This window comes from Gluconobacter sp. R75690 (assembly GCF_015244525.1).
Classification (GTDB): Bacteria; Pseudomonadota; Alphaproteobacteria; order Acetobacterales; family Acetobacteraceae; genus Gluconobacter; species Gluconobacter potus.
The window spans coordinates 62,956-87,910 of record NZ_JABCQB010000005.1 but is presented as its reverse complement, the minus strand read 5'-3'; the positions used below and the strand labels follow the sequence as shown (position 1 = coordinate 87,910).

Below are 24,955 nucleotides of genomic sequence, written 5' to 3'. Positions count from 1 at the left end.
TTACGATGCGGAGAGGCCCTTGACGGCCTCCACCATCTTGGAAAGCACGGCCTGCGCATCGCCGAAGACCATGGCGCAGTTGTCCTGGAAGAACAGCGGGTTCTGGACGGCGGAATAGCCCATGCCCATGCCGCGCTTGATGACGAAGACCTGACGGGCCTTGTCGGCATTCAGGATCGGCATGCCGTAGATCGGGGACGACTTGTCCGTCCGGGCGGAGGGGTTCACCACGTCGTTCGCGCCGATGACGAGGGCAACGTCGGTGTCGGCGAAGCTGTCGTTGATGTCGTCCATGTCGTAGATCATGTCGTACGGCACGCCGGCTTCGGCGAGCAGCACGTTCATGTGGCCTGGCATGCGACCGGCGACGGGGTGGATCGCGAACTTCACGTCCACGCCTGCAGCCTGGAGCAGTTTGACGAACTCGTAGAGCTTGCCCTGGGCCTGTGCGACGGCGAGACCGTAGCCCGGCACGATGATGACCGTGGAGGCATAGCGCATCGTGGTCGCGGCATCGCTGGCGCTGACGGATTTGGCTTCCTTCTGCGGGCCGCTGGCGGCGGCAGCGGTGGCTTCACCGAAATTGCTGAACAGGACGTTGGTGATGGAGCGGTTCATGCCCTTGGCCATCATGACCGTCAGCAGCGTACCGGCCGACCCCACGACCATACCGGCGATCATCAGGGCCGGGTCGGCCATGACATAGCCTTCAAGGCCCACGGCAAGGCCCGTGAAGGCGTTGTACAGCGAGATCACGACCGGCATGTCGGCACCGCCGATGGGGACGGTCATGCAGATGCCGCAGAGCAGCGCGCCGATGAAGAACAGCAGGGCGAACAGGCCATCGCCGGGCTGGTGGTACTGGGCTACGGCCATGACGCCGAGCAGGATCGTCAGCATGAAGACGGCGGCATTGACGATGCGCTGTCCACCGAAGCGGATCGGCTTGTTCATGCGGCCATCGAGCTTGGCCCAGGCGATCAGCGAGCCGGAGAGCGACATGCTGCCGATCAGGCCACCTGCGACGGTGACGAGGAGCTGGCCCACGCCGGTGTCTTTCGGGCCGGTGAGGGCGATGACGGACACGGCTGCGGCAGCGCCGCCGCCCATGCCGTTGAAGAGGGCGACCATCTGCGGCATCGCGGTCATGGCGACGCTGCGGCCTTTCCAGCCGGCCCAGCCGCCACCGATCAGCAGTGCAAGCACGGCGAGGATGACGTTCACGACGATATGGGGCTGGGCCGCGTCAGAAACGCTGAAGATCTGCAGGAAGCTGGCCGCGACGACGAACAGCATGCCCCAGCCTGCGGTCACGATGCCGGAGACGGCCGTGACGGGGGAGGACATGCGCTTGAGGCCATAGACCAGCAGGCCGGAAGCGATCAGGCCACTGAGGGCCACGATATAGGCGAGCAGGATCATGATTTGGCTCCTGATGCCGGAGCCGATGCTGCGGGTTTCGTGCTGGGTTTGAACATGGCCAGCATCCGGTCGGTCACGACATAGCCGCCGACCACGTTGCCGGCGCCGAGCATGACGCCCAGGAAGCCGACCACCTGTTCGAGAACGGAAGACGCGTTGAACAGTGCGCCGAGGGCGCCGACGACGACGATGCCGTGTACGAAGTTCGAGCCGGACATGAGCGGCGTGTGCAGGATGGAGGGGACACGGCTGATGACCTCATAGCCCGTGAAAGCCGCGAGCATGAAGATGTACAGGGCGATGACGAAGGTCATTGCGGTGATCATTTTGCGGTCTCCTTGCCTGCGTCGTTTGCGGCGGGGCCAGTGGGCGCGGGAGTGGCAGCGGGTGCGATCACAGGCGGGGGGGCAGGCGCGGGCGGGGCTGGCGAATTCGGATCCACGGCGGTGCGGATGCCGTCATTCGTGATGTAGCCGCCATGCGTCAGCGCGGTGCCGGAGATGACTTCGTCGGTGAAATCCGGCGCCAGACCCTTGTCCTTGGTGATGATCTGCTGGAGCAGATGCATGATGTTCTTGGAATAGAGTTCGCTGGCCTGCTCGGCGAGCATGGACGGAACGTTGACGGGGCCGACGATAGTCGTGGGGCCAACCTGAACGGTCTGCCCGGCCTGTGTGCCTTCGCAGTTGCCGCCGCCTTCCGCGCCAAGGTCGATGATGACGGCGCCGGGCTTCATGGCCTTGATCTGTTCGGCGTCGATCAGGCTGGGGGCGCGCTTGCCGGGGACGGCGGCCGTTGTGACGATCAGGTCCGAGCGGGCGATATGGTCGCTCAGCGCCTTGCGAACCTTCTGTTTCTCGTCATCCGTCAGTTCGCGGGCATAGCCGCCCTGACCGGTGGCATCGACGCCGGTATCGACGAATTTTGCGCCCAGCGACTGCGCCTCTTCCTTGGTCTCCGGGCGGACGTCATAGCCTTCGGTGATGGCACCGAGGCGCTTTGCGGTTGCCAGAGCCTGAAGGCCCGCCACGCCGAGGCCCATGACCAGAACCTGTGCGGCGCGCAGGGAACCTACGGCCGTGGTCATCATGGGCAGGATCTTGGGCATGTGCACCGCGCCCATCAGGACGGCGTAATAGCCCGCCAGCGTGGCCTGGCTGGAGAGGGCGTCCATGGCCTGTGCCCGGGAAATGCGGGGCACCAGCTCCATGGCGAAACAGGTGATCTTCCCGTCCCGCAATGCTTTCACCAGATCCGGATTGTTGCGGCCATAGATGAAGGCGATGAGAATGGCACCGGGCTTCATGGCCTTTACCGTTTCCAGCGTCGGCGGCTGGACGGCGAGGACGATGTCGGCATCGGCGACAAGGGCGTTGCGGTCCGGCGAGAAGGTGACGTCCTTGTAGGCGCTGTCGGGGTAGGACGATGCAACGCCTGCGCCCGTTTCCATGGCGAAGGTGATCCCCAGCGGGGCCAGTTTCTCGGCGACCTGAGGAATGAGGGCGACGCGGCGTTCCCCGCCTTCGTCGCGTTCTTTCAGGACTGAAATCTTGACAGTCATTGGTTGCGATCCTGTGTCTGTCGTCGGGCGCGGGCTGTCGCCGAAGGGCAGGCTGAGCAAAGAGGGCCCGCGCCCCGTTCAGCGTCACCATGACGCTTCTTCGGGGTGGAAACCATTGATGGATATCAAAAGGGAGAAATTATATCTGTAAGGAAATTATTCGTAATGACCGATCGGTCATTATGATTCTGTGACAGGGCTGACCGATCGGTCACTTTTCTGCGCTCCATCGGGAAAGGGAGTATGGTGGATTTCGGGAAAAAGTTTCCTTTAAACAGAAGGGCTGGCGCTGTATGCGCTCGTGGACCTTCTTTCCAACCCGCATGAAAGGCTCTTCCTGCCCATGGCAATTGATGCTGCTTTTCTCGACGAACTGCGGAACCGGACGCCGCTGCCGTCGCTGATCGGGCGGCGTAACAAGTTGGTGAGGTCCGGTCGGAACTGGAAAACCTGCTGTCCGTTCCATGGCGAGAAAACGCCGTCCTTCTACATTTACGACGACCATTTCCATTGCTTCGGCTGCGGCGTGCATGGCGATGCCATCAGCTACGTGATGCAGAGCGAAGGGCGCAGCTTCCCTGAAGCTGTCGAGCAGCTTGCGTCTGAGGCGGGACTCGAGGTTCCGAAAGCCGACCCGCGGACGGAAGCCCGTGCCCGGGAAGCGCAGTCGCTGGGTGACGTGCTCAATCTCGTGCAGGAGAGCTATCGCCGCCGGTTGTACCGCCCGGAGGGACGCGAGGGGCTGGCCTATCTGCGGGGACGCGGGCTGACGGAAGAGACGATCGAGCGGTTCGGTCTGGGTTGGTCCGGCGACGGGCGGCAACTGCTGGACGAACTGCGACCGCATGGTGTGACGGTCGAGATGCTGATCCGCGCCGGGGTCATGCGCGTGGACGAGCAGGGGGCGCCGAAGGGGGAGCTGTTCTTCAATCGCGTGACGTTCCCGATCCGGGACCGGCGGGGGCGCATGATGTCCTTCGGTGCCCGGACGCTCGGGGACGGGCAGCCCAAATATCTCAATGGCCCGGAGACGGCCCTGTTCTCCAAGCGGCGGACGCTGTTCAATCTCGACTTGGCACGCGAAGCCGTGCATCGCGGGGCCGATCTCGTGGTGGTCGAGGGCTATATGGACGTCATCGCCATGGATCAGGCGGGGTTCGGCGGGGCTGTGGCTCCTCTGGGGACGGCGATGGGCGAGGAACAGCTTGAACTGTTGTGGCGCATGTCGCCGTCACCGATCCTGTGTCTCGATGGTGATGCGGCGGGGGCGCGGGCGGCGCTCCGGGTGTGTGAGGTTTCGTTGCCCCTTCTGTCGCCTGAGCGGACGATCCGGTTCTGCCGGTTGGACCCAAAGGATGATCCGGATAGTCTGATCCGTAGCCGGGGGCCTCGGGCCATGCAGGAGGCACTGTCCGGCGCGACGTCGATGGCGGAGGAACTGTTCGGGCTGCTGACGGTGGGACTGGTGGATCCGGGGCCGGACCAGCGGGCAGCCTTGCGTGAAAAGCTGGTGGCGCTGTCGCGGCTCATTCCGGACAAGGCTCTGGCATCGGAATATCGCAGCACGCTGCTGGACATGTTCTTTGCGCGCTTCCGGCGGAAGAAAACCTTCCAGCGCAAGGGGGGCGAGAGTCTGCCGCTCTCCACGCAGGCGCCCGGGGCAATGCGCGATGTGGAGTCGGGAAATCTGGAGCGGCTGAACATTATGACGGCGATGCTGCTTCACCATCCCGATATCCTTCCGGAAGTGGAACAGGCGTATAGCGGTCTGCATCTGACGCCTGAACTGGACCGTCTGCGTTCGGCGCTGCTGGACTGGTCCTGTCAGGAAGAGGAACAGGACGCTCTGACGGAAGAGGGCTGCATGGCCTGGCTCGAGGAGCATGGGCTGGCGGATCTGGCAGGAAGGGTGAAAGGCGGCCCGTTGCCGCGCAGTGTGGGGGACGGGAAGGTCAAGGACGAGATCCTGAAGGTGGATGTCATTGAAAGCTGGTGGCATTTTTATGCCCTGGTCAATTTCCAGACCTTCGAGCGGACCCTGGAAGAGGACGTGACCCGGGCCGTGATTGAAGGGGACATGGAGCCTTTCGTGGATGAGAACGGGCAGAGCGGCCTTCGTTTTCCCAATGCGCTCATGACCCGGCTGCGGGTTCGAGATGCCCTGAAAAGCGGAGAGAGGGTCGGAGAATAAGGGGTGGCGGAGACTGTTCCGCCACAGCGGAAGAAACGCTTCCGGAACGAATTTTATTCCCGAAAGGTTGCATTCTTTGGGGTGCCAATCTTGACTTCGGGCGCAGGATCGACCACCTGCACGCTGCCGGATTGCTAACTCGCGGCGGAGTTGACGGAGAGACGAATGGCGACGAAAACAGCCTCTGGAACGGATCGGAACGCGCAGGAACAGGAGGGGGATACCACTCTCCTCGATACGCAGTCCGCTGCCGTTAAGCGGCTGATCGCCAAAGGGCGTGAACGCGGACACATCACCTTTGACGAGCTGAACGCTGTCCTGCCGCAGGACCAGATGTCTTCGGAGCAGATCGAGGACGTCATGGCGGCGCTGTCCGAAATGGGCATCCAGGTCATCGAGAACGAGGACCAGGACGAAGCCGAGGCTCCCGCGGAAAAGGAAGCCGAGGGCGACGGCGAGGAAGCCGAGGGCCCGCAGGGCGGTAACGTCGATGCCGAGGCCGCCAGCCGCACGGATGATCCGGTCCGCATGTATCTGCGTGAGATGGGCTCGGTCGAGCTGCTGTCGCGCGAGGGCGAGATTGCGATCGCCAAGCGGATCGAGGCTGGCCGCGACGAGATGATCGGCGGCCTGTGCGAGAGCCCGCTGACGATTCGCGCCATCATTTCCTGGCATGAGCGCCTCAAGGACGGCGAGATGCTCCTGCGTGACATCGTGGATCTCGAGGCTAGCCAGGGCGGTGGTCCAGACCCCGAGGCGGTCGAGGGCGAAGAAGGTGACGAGGCGTCCGAAGAGGACGACTCTGCCGAGGACGAGAACGAAGAGGGTGAAGGCGACCAGCAGGAAGGCAGCGGCCTGTCCCTGTCCGCTCTGGAAGAGAAGCTGAAGCCGGAAATCCTGGCGCGTTTCGAAGCCATCGAGCCGCTGTATCACAAGCTGCGCAAGCTCCAGATCAAGCGCATCGAGGCCCTGACGGGTGGCGAGGATCATTCGGACAAGTCCGAGCAGACCTATGAGAAGCTGCGGCATGAACTGGTCAGCCTCGTTGAGCAGGTGCATCTGCACAATAACCGGATCGAAGAGCTGGTTGCGCAGATCAAGATGCAGGTTCAGAAGCTGAACAATGTCGAAGGCCGGATGATGCGTCTGGCTGAGAACTGCAAGATCTCGCGTGATGACTTCCTCATCAAGTATCGCAGCCGCGAACTTGACCCGACCTGGCTGGACAGCATTTCCGCGCTGCCGGGCAAGGGCTGGAAGAACCTGACGACCAAGCACATGGACCAGCTGCGCAACCTGCGTGGCGAGATTGCGGCCCTGTCGCATGAGACGGGTCTGCCAGTTGGTGAGTTCCGCCGGGTCTATGCCACCATTTCCCGTGGCGAGCGTGATTCCACGCGTGCCAAGAAGGAAATGATCGAGGCGAACCTGCGTCTGGTGATCTCGATCGCCAAGAAGTACACGAACCGTGGCCTGCAGTTCCTGGATCTGATTCAGGAAGGCAACATCGGCCTGATGAAGGCCGTGGACAAGTTCGAGTACCGTCGCGGCTACAAGTTCTCGACCTATGCAACCTGGTGGATCCGTCAGGCGATCACGCGTTCCATCGCGGATCAGGCCAAGACGATCCGTATTCCGGTCCATATGATCGAGACGATCAACAAGCTGGTCCGCACGTCGCGCCAGATGCTTCATGAGATCGGGCGCGAGCCGGCTCCGGAAGAGTTGGCCGAGAAGCTTGGCATGCCGCTGGAGAAGGTTCGCAAGGTCCTGAAGATCGCCAAGGAGCCGATTTCCCTCGAAACGCCGATCGGCGACGAGGAAGACAGCCATCTCGGTGACTTCATCGAGGACAAGACGGCCGTCATTCCGCTGGATGCTGCCATCCAGACGAACCTGCGTGAAGCCACGACGCGCGTTCTGGCGTCGCTGACGCCGCGTGAGGAGCGCGTGCTGCGGATGCGCTTTGGCATCGGCATGAACACGGACCACACCCTTGAGGAAGTGGGCCAGCAGTTCAACGTGACCCGTGAGCGTATCCGTCAGATCGAGGCGAAGGCGCTGCGCAAGCTCAAGCACCCGAGCCGCTCGCGCAAGCTGCGCTCCTTCCTCGACGACAACTGATCGTCGGGCGCGGGACCGGGGCGATGCTGCCGGACTGGCTTAAGCCGAAAGGGACATCCACCCGTCTTGCGGTGGATGTCATCTTTCTGGAGACACGCTCTCCCCGTCCGTTCCCCGTTCTGCCGGAAGGATATTCCCTGTCCCGCGTGACGGGGGATGAGGTCGTGCCGCTTTATCGCGTCCTGTATGCGGGGGTGGGGCAGGACTACTGCTGGTGGATGCGCCGGTCGATGCCGGATGCTGAACTGGCGGGGATTCTTCATGATCCTGCCGTTCATTTCATGGTCCTGCGTGATGGCTCCGGGGAGCCGCTCGGGTTCTACGAACTGGATCTGAGGCAGGGCGGGGATGCCAATCTGGCTTATTTCGGCCTTCTGTCGCAGGGGATGGGGCGCGGTCTGGGGCGTGTGCTTCTGGATCATGCCGTGGCCCGGGCCTTCGGGGCCGGAAGCTGGCGCCTGCGGGTCAATACCTGCACGCTCGATCATCCCCATGCGCTGCCGAATTACCGGCGGGCGGGATTTGAACTCCGGTATGTCGTGCCGGAAAGCTGGGACGTTCCGGACGAATATGTGCCGCAAAGGCTGAAGCGACTCTGAGGCAGGACTTGCCTTGAGACGCATGGTGTGATTAATGCCGCCTTTCCCTGCCGGGCGATGTGGCATCGCACCGGCTATACCCGTGCCCTGAAACATGGGCCCTGTTTCCGGCATGGGCCGGAGCCAGTCGCGGGTTGACCTCATCCGAAGGGAGTATTCATGCCATTGTATGAAAGCGTGCTCATCGCACGTAATGATGTGTCGCAGGCTCAGGTGGAAACCCTGGTCGAGACCATCGAAACCCTGCTCAAGGACAACGGCGGTTCCATCCAGAAGCGCGAGTTCTGGGGCCTGCGTTCGCTCGCATACCGCATCAAGAAGAACCGCAAGGGCCATTACGTCCTGCTGGGCCTTGACTGCACCCCCGACACGCTGCGCGAGCTGGAGCGTCAGCTGGGCCTGAACGAAGACGTGCTGCGCGTCCTGACGCTGCGCGTTGACGAGATCGACGAGAACCCGTCTCCGGTTCTGGCTCGCAAGAGCGATGATCGTGGCGATCGCGGCAACTTCCGTGGCGGCTCCAAGCCGGCCGGTCGTTTCGAGAGCGGCCGTGGCGGTCCCCGTCGCAGCAGCGAAGACCGTGAAGAATATCGTGCACGTGGCGAGCAGGACGATGCTCGTGAGACGGCCGGAGCGGAGTAAGAAACATGTCCGAGACCATCACTCCCGACGTCAGCGAAGTGAACCCGGCTGCCCGTCGTACGGCAGTTGGCGCACGTCGTCCGTTCTACCGTCGTCGCAAGTCCTGCCCGTTCTCCGGCCCCAACGCGCCGAAGATCGACTACAAGGACGTGCGTCTGCTGAGCCGCTTCCTTTCGGAGCGCGGCAAGATCGTGCCGAGCCGCATCACGGCCGTTTCGGCCAAGAAGCAGCGTGAGCTGGCACAGGCGATCAAGCGCGCCCGTTTCCTCGCCCTGCTCCCCTACGTCGTGAACTGAGGAGAGCATCATGTCCCAGACCGCACTGATCCTGCTGCAGCGGGTCGAGCATCTCGGCCAGATGGGCGACCTGGTGCACGTGAAGCCGGGTTATGCCCGTAACTTCCTGCTGCCCCAGGCCAAGGCCATGCGCGCCACGGTTGCCAACAAGAAGCGTTTCGAGATCGAGCGCGCCCAGCTTGAGGCCCAGAACCTCAAGAAGCGTGAAGAGGCCGAGCGTCTTGCCGAGCGCATGCACGAACTGTCCGTCGTCATCATCCGCCAGGCTGGTGACAGTGGAAGCCTGTACGGTTCCGTTAGCACCCGCGACATCGCGGCTGCCGCTACGGAAGCCGGTCTGACGATTTCGCGTCAGCAGGTTGTCCTGGCACACCCGATCAAGCAGCTTGGCCTGACGGAAGCACGCATCGTGCTGCATCCGGAAGTGTCTATCCCGCTGACGGTGAACGTTGCCCGTTCCGCTGAAGAAGCAGAGCGTCAGGCCCGTGGCGAAGCCATTGGCGTGCAGGACGAGGATGAGAACATCCTTGGCGAACTGCAGGCTGAGAATGCCGCCGAAGAGGCTGCTGCCGAAGCTGCCGAGGCATCGGAAGAAGCCTGAGGCTTTTACCGAGGACCTTGTCCTGAAAAACCCGGCCGGGGATATCCCCGGCCGGGTTTTTTTGTGTCTGTTCTTCCGGAGGAGTACAACTCCAGACCTGTTCGGGCTTTTTCCCGGTATTGGAAACAGGAGATCGGAATGAAACGGATTCTGGATTTTGTCTTGAGGAAGTTCATCCAGACAGGAAGCCTGAGGGTCACGTTCAGTGACGGGACTGTCTGCACCTATCGTGGCCGCAAGCCGGGACTGGAAGCCGGACTTCATCTGCTCAACAAACAGGCAGAGCGGGCCCTGATCATCAATTCCGGTCTGGCGTTCGGCGAGGAATACATGGCGGGCAGCATTGTGCCCGACGGCTGTACGCTCGAGATGCTGCTGACGGTCCTGATGGAGAACATCAACGGGCACGGGCATGTCTTCGAAGAGATCGAGGATCGTCTGCGCTATGTGACGCGGGCTTGGAAGACGCTCAATTCGCTCAAGAAATCCCGCAGCAATGTCGCGCATCACTATGATCTGAACGGTACGCTGTACGATCTGTTCCTGGACAAGGACCGGCAGTATTCCTGCGCCTATTTCGCGCGTGAGGACATGACGCTGGAAGAGGCGCAGATCGCCAAGAAGCGGCATATTGCCTCCAAGCTCAATCTGGATCGTCCGGGGCTCGAGGTGCTTGATATCGGCTGTGGATGGGGCGGCATGGCCCTGACGCTGGCGAAGGATTATGGCGCGAAGGTCCTTGGCATCACGCTGTCACGCGAGCAGCTTGAGGTGGCGCGGAAGCGGGCGAAGGACGAGGGGCTTGAGGGCCAGGTGCGCTTCGAGCTGATCGACTACCGCAACCTGCATCAGCAGTTCGATCGGATCGTCTCGGTGGGCATGTTCGAGCATGTGGGCCCACCGCAGTTCGAGGCATTTTTCAAACAGCTCAAAGCCTGTCTCAAGCCGGATGGTGTGGCGCTGATCCATTCCATCGGACGGATGGACGGGCCGGGAACGACCAATCCCTGGATCCAGAAATATATCTTCCCCGGCGGATACTCACCGGCGCTGAGCGAGACGCTGGCGGCGATCGAGCGGTCGGGGCTGTGGATGACGGACTGCGAAGTGCTACGCCTTCATTACGCGCGCACGCTGGCGGAATGGCGCAAGCGTTTTGACGCCAATCGCGACAAGATCCGGGCGCTGTATGACGAGCGGTTTGTCCGGATGTTCGAGTTCTATCTTGTGGGGGCCGAACTGGCGTTCCGCGTGCAGGGGCACATGAACTTCCAGCTTCAGCTGACCCGGTCGATCGACGCCGTGCCGTTTACGCGGGATTACATGTTCGAGCGGGAACGCGAAAGCGCGACGTCGTAAGGGGCTTCAGCGGCTGGCGAGATTCAGTTCCGCCAGCCGCGCGAATTCGGCGACCGATAGTGTTTCGGCCCGGCGTGTTGGTTCGATTTCGGCCTGTTCCAGCAGACGCTCGCCGCCGATGGATTTCAGCGAGGAGCGCAGCATCTTGCGGCGTTGTCCGAAGGCGGCTGCCGTGACCTGTTCCATGGCGCGGAACAGCTGCGGAGAAGGCTGTTCGGCATGGGGGATGATGACGGCCACTGCGGAATGGACCTTGGGTGGCGGCGAGAACGCGGCTGGCGGGATGCGCAGGGCGACCGAGCATGAGGCGCACCACTGGGCCAGCACCGCCAGGCGTCCGTAAGCTGAACTTCCCGGAGCCGCGCAGATACGCTCCGCGACTTCAAGCTGGAACATCAGCGACAGCCGTTCCCACTGCGATGCCTGGCGGAGCCAGCCCACGAGCAGGGGCGTGGCAACGTTATAGGGCAGGTTTGCAATGATCTGGCGCGGAGCGGGGGCCAGAGTGGCAGCATCCAGCTTCAGGGCGTCCTGACGGACGACGTGCAGGCGGTCCGGGTAGTAAGTAGCCAGTTCGTCCAGCAGGGGCCATGCGCGCTCGTCGATTTCCACGACATCGACGCGGCTGGCAGGGGTGTCCAGCAGGGCGCGGGTCAGGCCGCCCGGACCAGGGCCGATTTCGACGACACTGCGTCCTGTCAGATCACCGCCGAGAGCTGCGATCCGGGCGCAGATGCCCGGATCGAGAAGGAAGTGCTGGCCGAGAGATTTCTTCGCATCCAGACCATGGGCCTGAATGGTGTCACGCAGTGAAGGAAGGGACACGTCAGTTGAAGGCCGTCTTGGCGGCGGGACGCATCTCGATGATCGCGCGGCGCTGAAGGTCGCGCTGAAGCTGGCGGGAGGCCTGCTCGACACGTTCGTTCATGAGCTGATCGGCGATTTCGCTGGGGCTCTGCTGGGCCAGGTTTTTCTGCTGGCGGTTGCAGACCATGAGCAGGGCAATACCGTCCATCGAGACCAGCGGACGGCTGACCTTGTTGGGGGGGAGCGCTTCGAGAACTGCCTTCATCTGGGGCATCAGGCGCTCGAGGATCTGCGAGCCCGGATTGCTGGGACGCTTTTCACCAAGGGATTTGTTGAGCGCTTCCATGGCGTCACAACTATGGACCGTCTGTACGGCTGTCGTCGCTTTCTGCAGGGCGGCACGCTGCTGATCGGTCGGGTTCTGCGGGTTCAGGGGCGCATCGAACGGGAAAAAGGCCTGTCGCAGGTCGAGCTGGGTGCCCATCTGCTTGCCGACCACGCGTTTTGACTGAACGGTGGCGATCACGAAGCCGCCGGCGACCTGGATCGGGTTGGAAATGGCGCCGATCGGCATCTGGCGGACGATGTTGACGACCTGCGGATCGAGGTTGTCTTCCTGCACCCAGCCCATGGAGCCGCCATCGAGGGCTGACTGGGCCTGCGAGAACTGGGCGGCCACGATCGGGAAGGGAGCGCCTTCGCGGAGCTGGGAAATGATCGTCTTGGTGAAGGTAAGCTCGGCTTCGTCATGCCGTGGATCGGCCACGGGAACAAAGATTTCGCTCATGAAATACTGGGCGCGTCCCTGCTCGGCCTGAAGGGCCTGCTCGCGCTGGCTGATCTGGGTGGCGGTGATCCGGCCTTCCTCGCCCAGCTTTTCACGCAGGACCTGCATCCAGCCGATCTGCACGCGGATCTGGTCGATCAGCGTCGTCAGTGACACGCCATCCGAGGCCAGACGGTCTCGCAGGGCGTTCTTGGGCATGCCGTTGCGCTGTTCGATATTCGAAATGGCGCCCGCGATCTGGTCAGGTTCCACATTGATGTGGAGCCTGAGGATTTCCTGTGTTTTCAGGCGCTCGTCGATCAGCTGATGGATAATCTGGCCGCGCATGCGGTTCATGATTTCCGGGCTGATGGGCAAGCCGGTCGAGAGCACGAAGAGCTTTGCGCGGTTGTCCACGTCACGCTGCGTGAGGACCTGTCCGTTGATGACGGCCAGGATCTGGTCCTCGGGCGGCTTGGCCGGAGGAGCGTCCTGCTTGGTCGCCGCAGTTTTCGAAGCCGCTTTCGGGTCCGCCTTGTGATGCGGGGCGGCCGTGGCGGGGAGGGCTGCCGAGAAGGCGAGAAGGGCAGCCAGGGCCGTAGAGGCGATGCAGTGGGTCTTGGACATGCTCAACCGTTGATTCCGAAGGTGCCGATCGTCTTGAACGTGAAGTTGAACAGGACGGTCTCGTTACGCTGTTCGCCGCCGATACGGGTGTATTGCTTGATATACATGATATCCAGCCCGAAACAGTCATTGGAATAGCCGATCGTGCCACCGTTTGCGACGAACTGTTTCCTGGACAGGCTGCGGCGGAAGAAACCCGACGCATGGTAATTCCGCCAGTGGGTTGAAAACCCGCCAGTCACTTCGCTCGTCTTGACCATGTATGGTGCATTGGGACCGGATTCGCGGAAATCTGTCGCGTAATAATAATATGGCGTTACGGGCGCGTAGATGTAGCCACCTGTCAGACGGAACATCGGAACGCCGGTGCTGACGAGGCCTTCGCCGTAGTCGAACTGGTGGGTCCACGGGTTGAAGCGGCCGCGGGCCGTGACATCGACATACTGGTTCGGGCTGACGCGCAGGCGACCCACCGGGTCCGACAGGTGATGGTCGAGGCCGGAATAGGGCAGGCGGTTGTGGTCGATATGTTCCTGGAAGCTTTCACCAACGAGCATGTCGATGGCGTGGCCGTTCCAGGACCAGTTCTGATGGATGCCCACATTCGCGCGCAGGCCGCCGTCGAGACGGTCCGTGCCGAGATAGCGGTTGAGGGAAAACAGCGTGGTATCGGTGAACTCGTAGGACAGGCTGTCTTCGTTGGGGATATTGCGGTTCTGTGAGTTGCCGGTGTTGGGGGCGGCGATGATCTGGGCGATCGGCTCCAGGATCTGTGAGCCGTGTCCCTTGGCGAAGCTGCGAAGGAACGGCCAGTTCATCTTCAGGGCGATGGTCGGCTGGACCTGCCCGACGAGATGGTTGCCGCCGGCGTTCGTGTAGTAGGTCGGCTGCTGGTAGGCCTGGGTGGCGTGATAGACCATGGAATCAATCCGGGCCGTCAGCAGGAACTGCTGCCCGAGCTTGTTGTGGAACGGGCGGTCCCACTGGATGGCCGCTTCGCCGCGCTGATCGTTGATGCCGTTTTTGCGGTACAGGTTGAAGTCCGTCGTCTGGACGCTGAGACGGCCGCCGAACATATCCGGCTGTCCCTGAAACGCGTAGGTCAGTCTCGGAAGGGCCCAGGGAAGATCCGAGTTGCGGATGACGCCCTGGTTCAGGCCCTGATAGGCCTGTCCGTCGAGACGCATGTAGGAGCCAACGCCGTATCCTTCGAGGAACAGGTTGGAATTCAGCATTTCCTGACCGTAGCCGGGAACGCGGTAGTCACGCATGTAGTTGGCGGAACTGGCGACGTTGATGTTGGCGCCAAGCTGCCAGTTGCGGTCGAGGGCGAAATTGGCGCGACCGAACACATAGCCCTGTACGCCATATTCGCTGGATGAGCCGACATTGTTGCCGAAGGTGTTGGTGTACTCGCTTTCGTTATGGGTGTCGTAGGCCACGCCGCCCGTGACGTCGACCGAGCCGAAATTCATGCGGTTGCGGTACTGCGCGGTGAGTTCGGGGCCGGTCTTGGTGGAGACGAGGCCGCGAACCGTCAGGTCCTGCTGCTCGTCGATGGCCCAGAAATAGGGGAGCGTGAAATAGGTGCCGAGATAGCGGTCATGCGGGCTGATGCCCGGCATCAGGAAGCCGCTCTGCCGTTTAACGGACGGATCGGTCATGGAGAAGAACGGGAAATAGAAAACCGGCAGGCCGAGCATTTTCAGCCAGGCATGATCGAATTCGAGGCGCTTGTGCTGCACGTCCTGCGTCGCATCGAAGGCCTGGAACTGCCAGAAGGGGGGCAGGTCGGGATTTTTCTCGCAGATCTTGCAGGCCGTGTAGACGGCATGCGTCAGGTCGTTGAGCATCCCGTTCGTGCGGCGCATGCCGTTGCCGGCGAGCTTGGCGTTGTCTTCCATGCGGATGTAGATGCCGCTGCCGATGCCGTCGTGCATGCCGTGGCTGAACTCGACGTAATCGGCATAGGTCGTGCTGCCATCGGGTTCCACGACGGCGACATGGCCTTTGGCGGACAGGATGCCGGTGCTGCGGTCATAGGTCACGCGGTCGGCGCGCATGGCATGATCGCCCTGCCAGACGCGGACATTGCCGTCCCATGTGATCAGGCCGTTCTTGGCATAGCTTTCGCTATCCGCAAGATAGGTCAGGGGATCGGTCTGGGATGTCGGCTTTCCGATGACGATGACATGGGAATTGTCGCGCTGCATCGTGTTGGCAGACATTGTCTGCGGCGCCACGAGCGCGGTTCCAGCCATCAGCGTGGCACCGACGAACGAAGCGCGTCTGCGGGCGCGTGTTGGGAGCCACAGGGGCACCGTCATCAACCATCCTCCATGTGCAGCAAAAGGGCCACCGCGAGGCAGAGCCCCGCACCTGTCGGCGCCCATGCAGCAAGAACCGGCGGCAGGGCGCCGGATTCACCAAACTGTTCGGCCACTTTCGAGATGGTGAACAGCGCAAAGCCTGCGGCGATTCCCGATCCCAGCATCCGGGCCACGCCGCCGCGCCGTGTGGGGCGCATCGAGAAGCCTGCGGATACCAATGCCATGGTCCCGGCCAGAATGGGAAGGGCCAGTAGCGACTGGAAATGAAGTCTGTGCCGGATCGAGGGGAATCCCGAGCGCTCCAGAAGGCTGATGAAGCCCGGAAGAGCGAAGACGGACAGCGTATCCGGCGATGCGAAACTTTCCTGCACGCGGCCGACCGTCAGATCGGATGGCAGGGTCATGTCCCCGATCTGCTGCGGCAGGTGATCGGGGTGGAGCACCGAGGTTCCGTGCAGGATCCACTGGTGCTCGCCCAGCGCGCCTTGGGGGGCTTCGACGCGGACGATCAGGCGGTCCCGGTCATCGAGGCGGAAGATCGAGACGCCCGAAACCTTCAGGGCGCCGTCGATGAGATGGACATCCTGGGCATGCAGGATCGCAACACCGTGCGGAACCAGACCGTCATCGGACTGTCTGAGCCAGAGCGCACCTCCATTGAGTGTCAGGGGGCCGCCGCCGGTGCGCAGATAGGTCTGGTCGAGCATTTCGGCGCTGCGGAACATGGTCGAGGACAGGGCCGAGATGCCGGTTGTCGTCAGCAGGCCCGTCAGCAGGGCGCAGGCCAGCGGGCTGGCGAGGAACTGCCAGGCGGAAATGCCGGCGGCGCGCGCCACGATGAGTTCGGAGGAGCGTGTCAGGCGGGAGAAGCACACGATCCCGCCCAGCAGGATGCCGAAGGGCAGGACGTAGATGATGTAATAAGGAACATGCAGGGCCGCGATCTTGACGATGAGGCTGGCCGGGACGTTGGGCCGTGTTGCCGCGCGGCGCAGCAGGTCGATGAAGTCGAACAGGGAGACCAGTCCGGTCAGGGCCAGCACCATGGACAGGGTGCTGAGCATGAACTGCCGCGCGATGTAGATCGCGAGGGTCGTAGAAAACCCGGCATGTTCGTCGCGGGTGCTGATCGCCTGGAACAGGGATGTCAGCCAGGGGCCCAGGCGGGGGGACGGGATGGCTCTCATCGGGCGCCCCCTGCGGAGGGCACGGAGGCCGGAGCGGTCTGGCGCACGGTGCCGGTCCACTGTTCGAGGAACAGCATGGCCGCGCAGACGATGGCCGGGAGAATGGCCTCAAGCCAGATGAGAGGCACCAGCGCGAGGTGCCGCCCGGCGAGGTTCTGGAGCATGAGCGAGATGGCCAGCAATCCGACGACCGTCAGGATGGCGATCAGGGGGCGTGTGATGTTGCCGTGACGGGAGAAGGCCCCCCGGAGCACGGTGACCAGACCGATCATCGCGAAGGACAGGGCCGTCAGCGGTGAGGTGAGCCGGCGCCATCCCACGACGATGTTCTTGCCGCGGTCACGCTCTGAGACTTCGTGGGGATCGGGATGGAACAGCTCGCGCAGGGACATTTCGTCCGGGTCCCGGTCTTCGTGGTTGTGCTGGCGCGATGAGGTGAGATCGATCGTGTTGCGTCCGAATGTCAGGACATTCAGCCGTCCTGTATGGCGGTCGATTTCCTCGCGCGAGCCGTCATACAGGACGACGCGCGGCTGGTCGTTGACCACGACCATGGTGCCGCGTTCCGCGAGGATCGTGGTGTGGGAATCGGGGTCGCGGTCGTCTTCGACCAGCACACCGTGCAACTGGCCGTCACTGGTGCGGCCGCGCACATAGACCGTCATGTCATTGGACAGGCTGGTGAACACGCCGTCCTGAAGCAGGAAGGCCGCCATGCGGTTGCGGATCTGGAACTCGTAGCGATGGAACGCATGGTACGAAACGGGCGCGAGCCACAGGGTCAGGACGTAGCACAGGACCACCGAGAAGAACGCGCAGAGCAGCCCTGGCCTCGCCAGTTCCAGCGGTGAGCGGCCGGCTGCGCGCATGACCGTGAGTTCCCGGTCGCCGACCATGCGCTGATAGGTGAAAAGTACCACAAGAAACGTCGTGATCGGCAAAATCACGGCGATGAAGGATGGCAGCATCAGCGAGGTGAGCTGGATGAAAACCCTCAGGGACAGGCCGTGCTGGACCACCATCGAGACGAAGTGCAGCGACTGGGTCAGCCAGATCAGTGCCGTCGCCCCTCCCGTCAGCGCCAGCAGGGCGATGAGAAGCTGGCGGAGAATGTAGCGGTCGAGCAGAGGCAGGATCTGCCGCCCGGAGGTTCCGGAGGATGAGGCCATGGCCCTTCATCTATCCCTAGCGCGTGGCGGGAGGAAGGCGAAAAAACGAAACAGTTTCTATCGCAGATAGGAGGCCCGGTCGATGGGCGCCCTTGTGACGGACAGGCTGTGATAGAATTGTGTTCCGGCAATGCCGACCAGAAGACCCGCACCGGCGGCGAAGACGATGGCGATGTAGCGCCAGGGTCTCTGCATGCGCAGGGTTGCCAGTTCCAGCTGGATCAGCCCCAGATCCGTCTGGCAGCGTCCCAGGCGCGTCTGTGCCGTGCGGGTGTCGGACTCGCTCTGACCCAGGCGGCGCTCCAGCCCGGAGATCTGCTCCCGGAGACGTTTTTCGCGCTCGGTTTCGTCTTTGCCGGATATGGTTCCGATGCGGGTGGTGAACAGGTTTTTCAGCGCGCCACCCGTGACACCGTCGCGCCGGGCCATCTGGCGGATCCGTTCCAGAGCGGTCGCCGCATGCCCCGGCTGTTCATCCAGCACCAGCGCCAGAATGTCCGACAGGATCTTGATTTCCCTGGGGTCCGGGGCGCGGGCCATGCTCAGGTCAGGGTCGCGGCATGGGGGCGCGGTTCGGCGGCGCGGCGAAGACGGTCCCGGATGGCGAGGCCGAGCCCGTGGCGGGGGATCGTCTGGGCGGCGATGGTTTTCAGGCCACGACGGGTTCCTTCCGCATCCAGAAAGCGCAGACCGGCGAAGAGGCGGGCTGCCGCTTCTTCAAGATTGCCGCTTTCGCTCAGGTTCCATGTCAGGCCGGCTCCGGGAAGGGGCGTGCCGAAGGCAAGCTGGGCTTCGTCGGGCGCGATGGAGGTCGCATCCAGCCTGACAGGCAGGCTCGGGGCGTAATGCGAGGCCAGCCGACCAGGCGAGGCCGGGGCGATTTCGGAAAAATCATCCGGATGGCGGATGGGGCCGCACAGTTCGGTGAGGTCTTCAAGCGTCACACCGCCGGGACGCAGGAGAACGGGCACCTCCCGGGTCAGGTCGAGCACGGTGCTTTCCACGCCGATCGAGCAGGGGCCGGAATCCAGAACCGCGTCGATCCGGCCATCAAGCGAGCGCAGGACGTGGAACGCATCGGACGGGCTGACCGTGCCTGAGACATTCGCAGACGGCGCGGCAACGGGAGCGCCGACTTCGCGGAGCAGCGCCAGGGCCGTCTTGCCGCGCGGAACACGCAGCGCCAGTGTGGACAGGCCGGCCGCCGCGAGGTCGGAGACGGTTGAATTCGGGGAGCGGGGCAGAACCATCGTCAGCGGGCCGGGCCAGAAACGCTCGGCCAGCGCATGGGCGATGTCTTCCATCCTGCCGCTCAGCGACGCCTGCGCGAAGGCGCTTTCAGCATCGGGGAGATGGCTGATGAGCGGGTTGAAGCGCGGGCGTCCCTTGGCGGCGAAGATCTTTGCGACAGCGGTGTCGGACGAGGCAATGGCGCCAAGGCCGTAGACGGTCTCGGTTCCGAATGCGACCAGCTTTCCGGCCTTGAGGAGTTCGGCGGCGCGGCGGATGCCTTCGGGGGTGGCTGTCAGACGCTCGGTGTGAAGCGTGTCGCTCAAGATGCGCCTCCGGTGCAGTAGAATGAGCCGTTCAGCCGGTCCGGCTTGCCATAGCGCAGGGGCGCGCCGGTCTCGTCGAGCAGGGCGCCACCTGCGGCTTCAAGAATGGCCTGGGGGGCAGCTGTGTCCCATTCCATTGTGGGGCCGAAGCGGGGATAGAAATCCGCGGCCCCTTCGGCGACCCGCATGAACTTGACCGAGGATGACAGCTTCTCGACGGAGGCAACCTGTCGTCCGGCGAGCCAGCGCTCCAGAAGTTCGGGATTGCCGTGATGGCTCGAGGCCAGAACGCGCAGGCCTTCTGCAGGAGGCGTGGCGGTATGGATCGGCGTGCTGTTTGTGCCGTCCGAGCGGTGGGCGCCGAGACCCTGTCCGCCGCTGTAGATCAGGCCGTAACCTGGCAGGGCAACCACGCCCAGAACCGGACGGTCATGGCGGACCAGGCCGATATTGACGGTGAAATCCTTTCCGCCCGAGGCAAAGCCGCGTGTCCCGTCGAGGGGATCGACCAGCCAGTAGGCGTCTTCCGCGTTCACCCGGATTCCGGCCGACATTTCTTCCTCGCCGATGGCGGGAATGGACGGGCAGGCCGCGCGCAGGCCCGACAGGATATGATGTTCGGAGGCGTGGTCCGCTTCCGTGACAGGGGAGGCATCGTCCTTGATGTCCGTCCGGAAGCCACGTTCGCGGATGGCGTTGATGATGTCCGAGGCTTCGGATGCGAGCCGGAACGCCAGGGCCAGAAGGGCGCGGTCATCGTCCGCAGGGACGGTGATGGGTGAGGCAGAAGTCATTCGTCCAGACTACTCCAAGATGGCTTTTGCGTCATGTGCTGATGCGCCCGTTATTGCGGGCAGGTCGGGACAGGCTCCTGATCCCCGTTCCATTTTGCAAACGGGATTTTTGTTGCGGCACTCAGGGCGATGTCTGCGTGGCAGGTCGTGACCGGAGATATGAGCGTGGTGCGGAATGCGAAATAAAACGGTGTGCTGCCCGGTTCTCCGTCCCCTTGGGTCAGCTGGTACACGCGGATATGCGCCGGGCTGGGCTGCGGAACGGGATTGGTGCCAGTGTCGCGGGTTGTTACGAACAGCAGAAGAGCCGGGGTTCCGTTTATACGGGCGGATGCGAAATGGATGGTCTGGACCGCGTCTTCGCCGGTGTGGGGACTGTCCTGCAGCATGTCGAGAAGCTGGCCGGCATGGTCCGGGTTTTCCGTATCGATGAGGCTTGTGCGGCCGGGCTGCTCTGTGTCGCGGGTGGTGACGGTATAAAGATGGTAGCTCCATGCGTTTCCGTTTTCACGCCACAGCGGGGTGATGGTCACGTCCGGGAAGCCCGATTGATGAAGCGTGACGGGGCTGTTGCCGAGTGGGATAGGCTTGATGTCGGTGAGCCGTGAGGTGGCCTGTGCGTGCGGGGCAGTGCAGGCGAGGCCGGAGCAGAGCAGAAGCGTCAGGAGAGGACGGCGCATCGGGCGGTCTTTCTTCATGCCGGATGAGGGGAGGACTTGCGGGGGCGGTCGGTGTTCCCGATAACGGAGGCAACGACTTCATGTTCCAGACGGCAGGACCATCATGCTTTCAGTGATTTTCGATTCCTTTCCAGCCTTTTCTGCGGATGCGCCCAGAGCTGTTGTCCTGCTGTGCGATGCGGCGTCCGGCGAGACATTTGCTGCGCTGGACAATGCTTCCGCGGGGGCCGTTTCGCGCGCCGTTGCGCTGAAAGGCTTCAAGGGTGAGGCCGGGCAGAGCGTGGTGCTTCCGGCTCCGGCGGAAGGACTGTCGCAGGTCGTGCTTGCCGGCGTGAAACCCAAGGGTGGTGCGGCGATTGATGCCGTGGCCATCGAGAACGCGGCCGGTCGGACCGTTCGTCTGCTGGATGGTGTTGAAAGCGCTGTTCTGGCTTTTTCCGAAGGACTGGAGCAGTTTGCTCCGGACGCGGCTCTGGGGGCGCGTCTGGCATCCTATGATTTCGATCTGTACCGCACGAAGAAATCCGAGAGCCGTCCGGTTCTGAAAACGCTGCATGTTGCGGTTTCCGATGTTGCGGCAGCGCAGACGCGGTGGACGGCTCTGGATGCGGTCTCGCAGGGTGTGATTCTGACACGGAACCTCGTGAGCGAGCCGCCGAATGTGCTTTATCCTCAGACCTTTACGCAGCGCATTGAAGAACTGCGTGAGCTTGGCCTGACGGTTGAAGTGCTCGACGAAAAAGCCATGACAGAGCTGGGCTTTGGCGCGCTTCTGGGCGTGGCCCAGGGCAGTGTGCACAAGCCGCGCACGGTGATCGTCCGCCATAATGGTGGTGGCAGCGATGCTCCTCTGGCGTTCATCGGCAAGGGCGTGACCTTCGACAGCGGTGGCATTTCCATCAAGCCGGCGGCTGGCATGGACGAGATGAAGACCGATATGGGTGGTGCTGCGACCGTGATTGGTCTGATGAGCGCGCTGGCCCGTCGCAAGGCGCCGGTCAATGCGATCGGTGTGGTTGGTCTTGTCGAGAACATGGTGTCCGGTGGGGCCCAGCGTCCGGGCGATATCGTACGGGCCTATGACGGTCAGACGATTGAGGTTCTGAACACGGACGCAGAAGGACGCCTCGTTCTGGCGGATGTGCTGTCCTATACGCGCAAGCGCTTCAGCCCGAAGCTGATGGTCAATCTGGCGACGCTGACGGGCGCGATCGTGGTCAGCCTTGGTTATGAGAACGCGGGTCTGTTCAGCAACAGCGATACGCTGGCCAAGGGGCTGGCCGAGGCCGGGGCGCAGGTCGGCGAAGGTCTGTGGCGGATGCCGATGGGCGACGCCTATAACCGTGAACTCGATTCCGATATCGCCGACATGAAGAACATCGGTGGTCGTCCGGGCAGTGCGATCCTGGCGGCGGAGTTCCTCAAGCGCTTCGTGGGCGACACGGACTGGGCGCATCTGGATATCGCAGGGACAGCCTGGAAGACCAAGGCGTCCGCTATTGCCCCAAAGGGTGCGACGGGCTTTGGCGTGCGTCTGCTGGACTGCTTCGTAAAGGCTCACGAAGCCAGCGCCTGAGGAGCGGAATTACGCCGTGGATGTCGGGTTCTATCATCTGACGCGCACGCCGCTTGAAGAAGCGCTTCCGGCCCTGCTGGGCCGGACGCTGGATGCGGGGGAACGCGCGGTCGTGCGCTGCCCGGATGCGGCTGCGGTCATGGCGCTGGATGCGGCGCTCTGGGCGTGCCGGGACCCGGTCTGGCTGCCGCATGGCACGGCGAAGAGCGGCCACGCGGCCCGGCAGCCGATCTGGCTGACCGAGGGTGAGGACGTGCCGAACGAGGCGCGGTTCCTGTTCCGCGTGGATGGCGCGGGGAGCGATGCGTTCGCGCCCTTTACGCGGATTTTCGATCTTTTCGATGGCGGAAATCCGCAATCCGTTCAGCGGGCAAGACAACGCTGGGTGGCCATGAAATCTTCCGGTCACAATCTCGTGTACTGGAAACAGGAAGAGCGGGGCTGGAAAAAGGCGGGGTAAGGTTTCAAATTGTGTCTGAGACCCTTGATGGAAGACGCTCCGTAACCGGGGTGCCGTTCATTCCACTGGAGAGGACGCCTGACTGTGCCAGAGCCCACGAATTCTTCCCCCGCGCCTTTGAAAACTGATCTTCGTCGCGTCGATATCAATCCCGACTTCTGGTATCCGCTGGCCTGGTCGAAGGATCTCAAGCGCGGCAAGACGATCGGGCGACGGTTCGGACGCTTTCCCATTGCACTGGTGCGTCCTGAAGAAGGAAGTGTCTTCGCGCTTGAAGACCGTTGTGCGCACCGTCAGGTTCCGCTCAGTCTGGGCAAGGTCAGCGGTGAGGCGGTCCAGTGCTGCTATCACGGCTGGGCTTATGGCCGGTCCGGGCGGTGCATCGATGTGCCGTATCTGGGCAAGGGCAAACTGCCGAATGGCGTGAAGACGTATCCCTGTCGTGAGGCGGGCGGGATGATCTTCATTTTTCCCGGCGATGCGGAAAAAGCGGAGAGCGTGCCGCTGCCGCCTCTGGCCCAGGTGGACAATCCGGCGTTCAAGACGCGGCGTTTCAGCCCGGTTGTGAAGTGCCACTACACGTTCATGCATGAGAACCTGATGGACATGAACCATCAGTTCCTGCACCGCCGCCAGATGGGGCAGATCAGGGCGCGTTTTCTGGGGCAGGATGCGGGCGAGAACTTCATCGAGGCGCGTTACAGCTTTGCGCGGGCGGGAAACCAGCAGCCACTGGCGGAACGCCTGATCTTCGGCAAGCATCACGATGATCCGAACCGGGAGCAGCCGGTCGAGGAAATCGTCAGTATCCGCACGACCTATCCGTATCAGAGCCTGAAAATCCATGACAAGGACGGCGATCTGATCATGGAACTGTTCAGCGTTTATGTGCCGAATGCGGCGGATGGCATGAGTACGCAGTGTTTCGGCCTGCTGTCGGTGCTGCGGCCCAAGACGCCGTTCCTGATCGACATGATCTGGCCTGCGCTGGGTATTTTCACGCACCGGATATTTGAAGAAGACCGCGAAATCATGGAACTGGAGCAGAACGCCTGGCGCGAACTGGGCGGCGATCATAACGTCGAGGTCTTCCCGATCGTGCGCAAGCTGCGGGATCTTCTGGCGCAGAACGGTGTCGCGCCGGGGACGGATACGGTGGCGCAGACTGAAGTTTCGAGGGAACAGCCGGCTGATCCTGTCGTTGTCTGAAGACACAGGCAGGAAACGGTCATGAAAACAGTCACACTCAGGAATGGTGTCACGGTCCCCGCGCTGGGCATGGGAACCTGGAATATCGGCGACAGCGCCGCGCGGCGCGTGGACGAAATCGAAAGCCTGCGTCAGGGGCTGGAAGCCGGACTGCGGGTTGTCGATACGGCCGAGATGTATGGCAACGGCCGGTCGGAAGAACTGGTGGGGGAAGCCATCGCGGATGTGCGCGATGACGTTTATCTCGTCAGCAAGGTCGTGCCGTCCAATGCGTCGTATGATGGTGTGCGCAAGGCGTGCCGGCGTTCACTGAAGCATCTCGATACGGATTGGCTTGATCTGTACCTGCTGCACTGGCGCGGGGGTACGCCGCTTGAGGAGACAATCCGCGCGTTCGAGGATCTAAAGGATGACGGGCTGATCCGGGGCTGGGGTGTTTCGAATTTCGATGTCGATGACATGGAGGAAATTGAAAGCCTGTCGGGGAACTGTCTGGTCAATCAGGTTCTGTATAATCTTGAGCATCGTGGGACAGAGTTCGATCTTCTGGATCATGATCTGAGCACCGATACGGTCACCATGGCGTATTCGCCGCTCGGGCAGGGCGGGGAGCTTCTGGAACATCCGGCTCTGAAAGACGTAGCGTCGCGGCATGAGACGTCGCAGGGGCCTGCCGATCCGGTTCAGATCGCGCTGGCCTGGGTGCTGCGCCGACCGAATGTGATGGCCATTCCGAAGGCCGGGTCTCCGAAGCATGTTGCCGGAAATCTGGCCAGTCTGGAGATCAGTCTGACGGATGCGGATCTCAAAACGCTGGACAGTGCTTTCCCTCCGCCGAAACGCAAGGTATCTCTCGCCATGATCTGACGGTCGTGATGATTGCGGTCCGTTTCCACTTTTTGTCCGGACCGCGCCCTGCATATTTTCGCCTCCCTTTTCCACGTTGATCCAGTTTCTCTCTGCCTGGCGCTTCTGGTCGTTCCTGCCTGTGTGCAGGCG

General features: G+C 62.6%; 23 protein-coding genes. 11 read left to right on the top strand and 12 right to left on the bottom strand.

Features of this window, described 5'->3' with window-relative positions; genetic code table 11:
• From HKD27_RS07635 to HKD27_RS07625, 3 genes are read right to left on the bottom strand one after another with little or no spacing between them, the layout of a single operon-like run.
• On the bottom strand, positions 1 to 1,422 hold the full coding sequence (locus HKD27_RS07635; RefSeq protein ID WP_194689080.1) for an NAD(P)(+) transhydrogenase (Re/Si-specific) subunit beta: 1,422 nt from the start codon (positions 1,420 to 1,422) through the stop codon (positions 1 to 3).
• On the bottom strand, positions 1,419 to 1,748 hold the full coding sequence (locus HKD27_RS07630) for an NAD(P) transhydrogenase subunit alpha (RefSeq protein WP_041110778.1): 330 nt from the start codon (positions 1,746 to 1,748) through the stop codon (positions 1,419 to 1,421). The genes HKD27_RS07635 and HKD27_RS07630 overlap by 4 nt, the downstream gene beginning before the upstream one ends.
• The gene (locus HKD27_RS07625; RefSeq protein WP_194689079.1) at positions 1,745 to 2,983 is read right to left on the bottom strand and encodes an NAD(P) transhydrogenase subunit alpha; all 1,239 of its coding nucleotides are present in this window, start codon (positions 2,981 to 2,983) and stop codon (positions 1,745 to 1,747) included. Before HKD27_RS07625 ends, HKD27_RS07630 begins: the two co-directional genes overlap by 4 nt.
• Before the next feature lie 343 nt (positions 2,984 to 3,326).
• Between HKD27_RS07625 and dnaG the strand changes: the two genes are divergently transcribed.
• From dnaG to HKD27_RS07590, 7 genes are all read left to right on the top strand, one after another.
• Positions 3,327 to 5,174, top strand: a complete 1,848-nt coding sequence (dnaG, locus tag HKD27_RS07620; protein WP_194689078.1) for a DNA primase — start codon at positions 3,327 to 3,329, stop codon at positions 5,172 to 5,174.
• Between the two features lie 165 nt (positions 5,175 to 5,339).
• On the top strand, positions 5,340 to 7,298 hold the full coding sequence (gene rpoD / locus HKD27_RS07615; protein WP_194263581.1) for an RNA polymerase sigma factor RpoD: 1,959 nt from the start codon (positions 5,340 to 5,342) through the stop codon (positions 7,296 to 7,298).
• Between the two features lie 23 nt (positions 7,299 to 7,321).
• Positions 7,322 to 7,897, top strand: coding sequence for a GNAT family N-acetyltransferase (locus HKD27_RS07610; protein ID WP_194689077.1), 576 nt, complete (start codon positions 7,322 to 7,324; stop codon positions 7,895 to 7,897).
• Between the two features lie 159 nt (positions 7,898 to 8,056).
• A complete protein-coding gene (gene rpsF, locus HKD27_RS07605; protein WP_041110770.1) occupies positions 8,057 to 8,539 on the top strand; it encodes a 30S ribosomal protein S6 in 483 nt (160 codons plus the stop codon).
• A 5-nt stretch (positions 8,540 to 8,544) separates the two neighbouring features.
• Positions 8,545 to 8,835 carry a 30S ribosomal protein S18 gene (gene rpsR / locus HKD27_RS07600; RefSeq protein WP_062494891.1) on the top strand — a complete coding sequence of 97 codons (291 nt, stop codon included), beginning with the start codon at positions 8,545 to 8,547 and terminating at the stop codon, positions 8,833 to 8,835.
• 10 nt (positions 8,836 to 8,845) lie between these two features.
• Positions 8,846 to 9,436 (top strand): 50S ribosomal protein L9, encoded by a 591-nt coding sequence (gene rplI, locus HKD27_RS07595; protein ID WP_194689076.1) that lies wholly within the window; start codon positions 8,846 to 8,848, stop codon positions 9,434 to 9,436.
• Between the two features lie 138 nt (positions 9,437 to 9,574).
• The gene (locus HKD27_RS07590; RefSeq protein ID WP_194689075.1) at positions 9,575 to 10,795 is read left to right on the top strand and encodes a cyclopropane-fatty-acyl-phospholipid synthase family protein; all 1,221 of its coding nucleotides are present in this window, start codon (positions 9,575 to 9,577) and stop codon (positions 10,793 to 10,795) included.
• Positions 10,796 to 10,801: 6 nt separating this feature from the next.
• On the opposite strand, the gene rsmA is transcribed toward HKD27_RS07590, so the two are convergent.
• From rsmA to HKD27_RS07545, 9 genes are read right to left on the bottom strand one after another with little or no spacing between them, the layout of a single operon-like run.
• Positions 10,802 to 11,620, bottom strand: a complete 819-nt coding sequence (rsmA, locus tag HKD27_RS07585) for a 16S rRNA (adenine(1518)-N(6)/adenine(1519)-N(6))-dimethyltransferase RsmA (RefSeq protein ID WP_194259049.1) — start codon at positions 11,618 to 11,620, stop codon at positions 10,802 to 10,804.
• A 1-nt stretch (position 11,621) separates the two neighbouring features.
• Positions 11,622 to 12,995 (bottom strand): peptidylprolyl isomerase, encoded by a 1,374-nt coding sequence (locus HKD27_RS07580; protein WP_062494882.1) that lies wholly within the window; start codon positions 12,993 to 12,995, stop codon positions 11,622 to 11,624.
• Positions 12,996 to 12,997: 2 nt separating this feature from the next.
• Positions 12,998 to 15,322 carry an LPS-assembly protein LptD gene (locus HKD27_RS07575; protein ID WP_062494880.1) on the bottom strand — a complete coding sequence of 775 codons (2,325 nt, stop codon included), beginning with the start codon at positions 15,320 to 15,322 and terminating at the stop codon, positions 12,998 to 13,000.
• On the bottom strand, positions 15,322 to 16,512 hold the full coding sequence (gene lptG / locus HKD27_RS07570) for an LPS export ABC transporter permease LptG (protein ID WP_081107213.1): 1,191 nt from the start codon (positions 16,510 to 16,512) through the stop codon (positions 15,322 to 15,324). The genes HKD27_RS07575 and lptG overlap by 1 nt, the downstream gene beginning before the upstream one ends.
• Positions 16,509 to 17,681 (bottom strand): LPS export ABC transporter permease LptF, encoded by a 1,173-nt coding sequence (lptF, locus tag HKD27_RS07565; RefSeq protein ID WP_194689074.1) that lies wholly within the window; start codon positions 17,679 to 17,681, stop codon positions 16,509 to 16,511. The genes lptG and lptF overlap by 4 nt, the downstream gene beginning before the upstream one ends.
• Before the next feature lie 57 nt (positions 17,682 to 17,738).
• Positions 17,739 to 18,221 (bottom strand): hypothetical protein, encoded by a 483-nt coding sequence (locus HKD27_RS07560; protein WP_011251883.1) that lies wholly within the window; start codon positions 18,219 to 18,221, stop codon positions 17,739 to 17,741.
• Positions 18,222 to 18,223: 2 nt separating this feature from the next.
• A complete protein-coding gene (locus tag HKD27_RS07555) occupies positions 18,224 to 19,237 on the bottom strand; it encodes an L-threonylcarbamoyladenylate synthase (RefSeq protein WP_194689073.1) in 1,014 nt (337 codons plus the stop codon).
• A complete protein-coding gene (locus tag HKD27_RS07550) occupies positions 19,234 to 20,031 on the bottom strand; it encodes a 3'(2'),5'-bisphosphate nucleotidase CysQ (protein WP_011251881.1) in 798 nt (265 codons plus the stop codon). The genes HKD27_RS07555 and HKD27_RS07550 overlap by 4 nt, the downstream gene beginning before the upstream one ends.
• 50 nt (positions 20,032 to 20,081) lie before the next feature.
• Positions 20,082 to 20,711 (bottom strand): hypothetical protein, encoded by a 630-nt coding sequence (locus tag HKD27_RS07545; protein WP_194689072.1) that lies wholly within the window; start codon positions 20,709 to 20,711, stop codon positions 20,082 to 20,084.
• Between the two features lie 103 nt (positions 20,712 to 20,814).
• Here HKD27_RS07545 and HKD27_RS07540 point away from each other — a divergent pair, with 103 nt between their 5' ends.
• The 4 genes from HKD27_RS07540 (at position 20,815) to HKD27_RS07525 (ending at position 24,823) form a co-directional block, all read left to right on the top strand.
• Positions 20,815 to 22,287 (top strand): leucyl aminopeptidase, encoded by a 1,473-nt coding sequence (locus tag HKD27_RS07540; protein WP_194689071.1) that lies wholly within the window; start codon positions 20,815 to 20,817, stop codon positions 22,285 to 22,287.
• Between the two features lie 16 nt (positions 22,288 to 22,303).
• Positions 22,304 to 22,747, top strand: coding sequence for a DNA polymerase III subunit chi (locus tag HKD27_RS07535; RefSeq protein WP_194689070.1), 444 nt, complete (start codon positions 22,304 to 22,306; stop codon positions 22,745 to 22,747).
• 84 nt (positions 22,748 to 22,831) lie between these two features.
• Positions 22,832 to 23,956 carry an aromatic ring-hydroxylating dioxygenase subunit alpha gene (locus HKD27_RS07530; protein WP_194689069.1) on the top strand — a complete coding sequence of 375 codons (1,125 nt, stop codon included), beginning with the start codon at positions 22,832 to 22,834 and terminating at the stop codon, positions 23,954 to 23,956.
• 21 nt (positions 23,957 to 23,977) lie between these two features.
• Positions 23,978 to 24,823: an aldo/keto reductase gene (locus HKD27_RS07525; RefSeq protein ID WP_194689068.1), complete on the top strand. Its 846-nt coding sequence runs from the start codon at positions 23,978 to 23,980 to the stop codon at positions 24,821 to 24,823.
• Positions 24,824 to 24,955 lie beyond the last annotated feature (132 nt).

What these genes read in the sequence shown, in the direction of transcription:
- rpsF (WP_041110770.1), top strand. Translation starts at nt 8,057, where the DNA reads ATGCCATTGTATGAAAGCGTGCTCATCGCACGTAATGATGTGTCGCAG.
- HKD27_RS07540 (WP_194689071.1), top strand. Translation starts at nt 20,815, where the DNA reads ATGCTTTCAGTGATTTTCGATTCCTTTCCAGCCTTTTCTGCGGATGCG.
- dnaG (WP_194689078.1), top strand. Translation starts at nt 3,327, where the DNA reads ATGGCAATTGATGCTGCTTTTCTCGACGAACTGCGGAACCGGACGCCG.
- HKD27_RS07580 (WP_062494882.1), bottom strand. Translation starts at nt 12,995, where the DNA reads ATGTCCAAGACCCACTGCATCGCCTCTACGGCCCTGGCTGCCCTTCTC.
- HKD27_RS07550 (WP_011251881.1), bottom strand. Translation starts at nt 20,031, where the DNA reads ATGACTTCTGCCTCACCCATCACCGTCCCTGCGGACGATGACCGCGCC.
- HKD27_RS07635 (WP_194689080.1), bottom strand. Translation starts at nt 1,422, where the DNA reads ATGATCCTGCTCGCCTATATCGTGGCCCTCAGTGGCCTGATCGCTTCC.
- HKD27_RS07575 (WP_062494880.1), bottom strand. Translation starts at nt 15,322, where the DNA reads ATGACGGTGCCCCTGTGGCTCCCAACACGCGCCCGCAGACGCGCTTCG.
- HKD27_RS07545 (WP_194689072.1), bottom strand. Translation starts at nt 20,711, where the DNA reads ATGCGCCGTCCTCTCCTGACGCTTCTGCTCTGCTCCGGCCTCGCCTGC.
- rpoD (WP_194263581.1), top strand. Translation starts at nt 5,340, where the DNA reads ATGGCGACGAAAACAGCCTCTGGAACGGATCGGAACGCGCAGGAACAG.
- HKD27_RS07590 (WP_194689075.1), top strand. Translation starts at nt 9,575, where the DNA reads ATGAAACGGATTCTGGATTTTGTCTTGAGGAAGTTCATCCAGACAGGA.
- rpsR (WP_062494891.1), top strand. Translation starts at nt 8,545, where the DNA reads ATGTCCGAGACCATCACTCCCGACGTCAGCGAAGTGAACCCGGCTGCC.
- HKD27_RS07625 (WP_194689079.1), bottom strand. Translation starts at nt 2,983, where the DNA reads ATGACTGTCAAGATTTCAGTCCTGAAAGAACGCGACGAAGGCGGGGAA.
- HKD27_RS07560 (WP_011251883.1), bottom strand. Translation starts at nt 18,221, where the DNA reads ATGGCCCGCGCCCCGGACCCCAGGGAAATCAAGATCCTGTCGGACATT.
- HKD27_RS07525 (WP_194689068.1), top strand. Translation starts at nt 23,978, where the DNA reads ATGAAAACAGTCACACTCAGGAATGGTGTCACGGTCCCCGCGCTGGGC.
- HKD27_RS07610 (WP_194689077.1), top strand. Translation starts at nt 7,322, where the DNA reads ATGCTGCCGGACTGGCTTAAGCCGAAAGGGACATCCACCCGTCTTGCG.
- rplI (WP_194689076.1), top strand. Translation starts at nt 8,846, where the DNA reads ATGTCCCAGACCGCACTGATCCTGCTGCAGCGGGTCGAGCATCTCGGC.
- lptF (WP_194689074.1), bottom strand. Translation starts at nt 17,681, where the DNA reads ATGGCCTCATCCTCCGGAACCTCCGGGCGGCAGATCCTGCCTCTGCTC.
- HKD27_RS07630 (WP_041110778.1), bottom strand. Translation starts at nt 1,748, where the DNA reads ATGATCACCGCAATGACCTTCGTCATCGCCCTGTACATCTTCATGCTC.
- lptG (WP_081107213.1), bottom strand. Translation starts at nt 16,512, where the DNA reads ATGAGAGCCATCCCGTCCCCCCGCCTGGGCCCCTGGCTGACATCCCTG.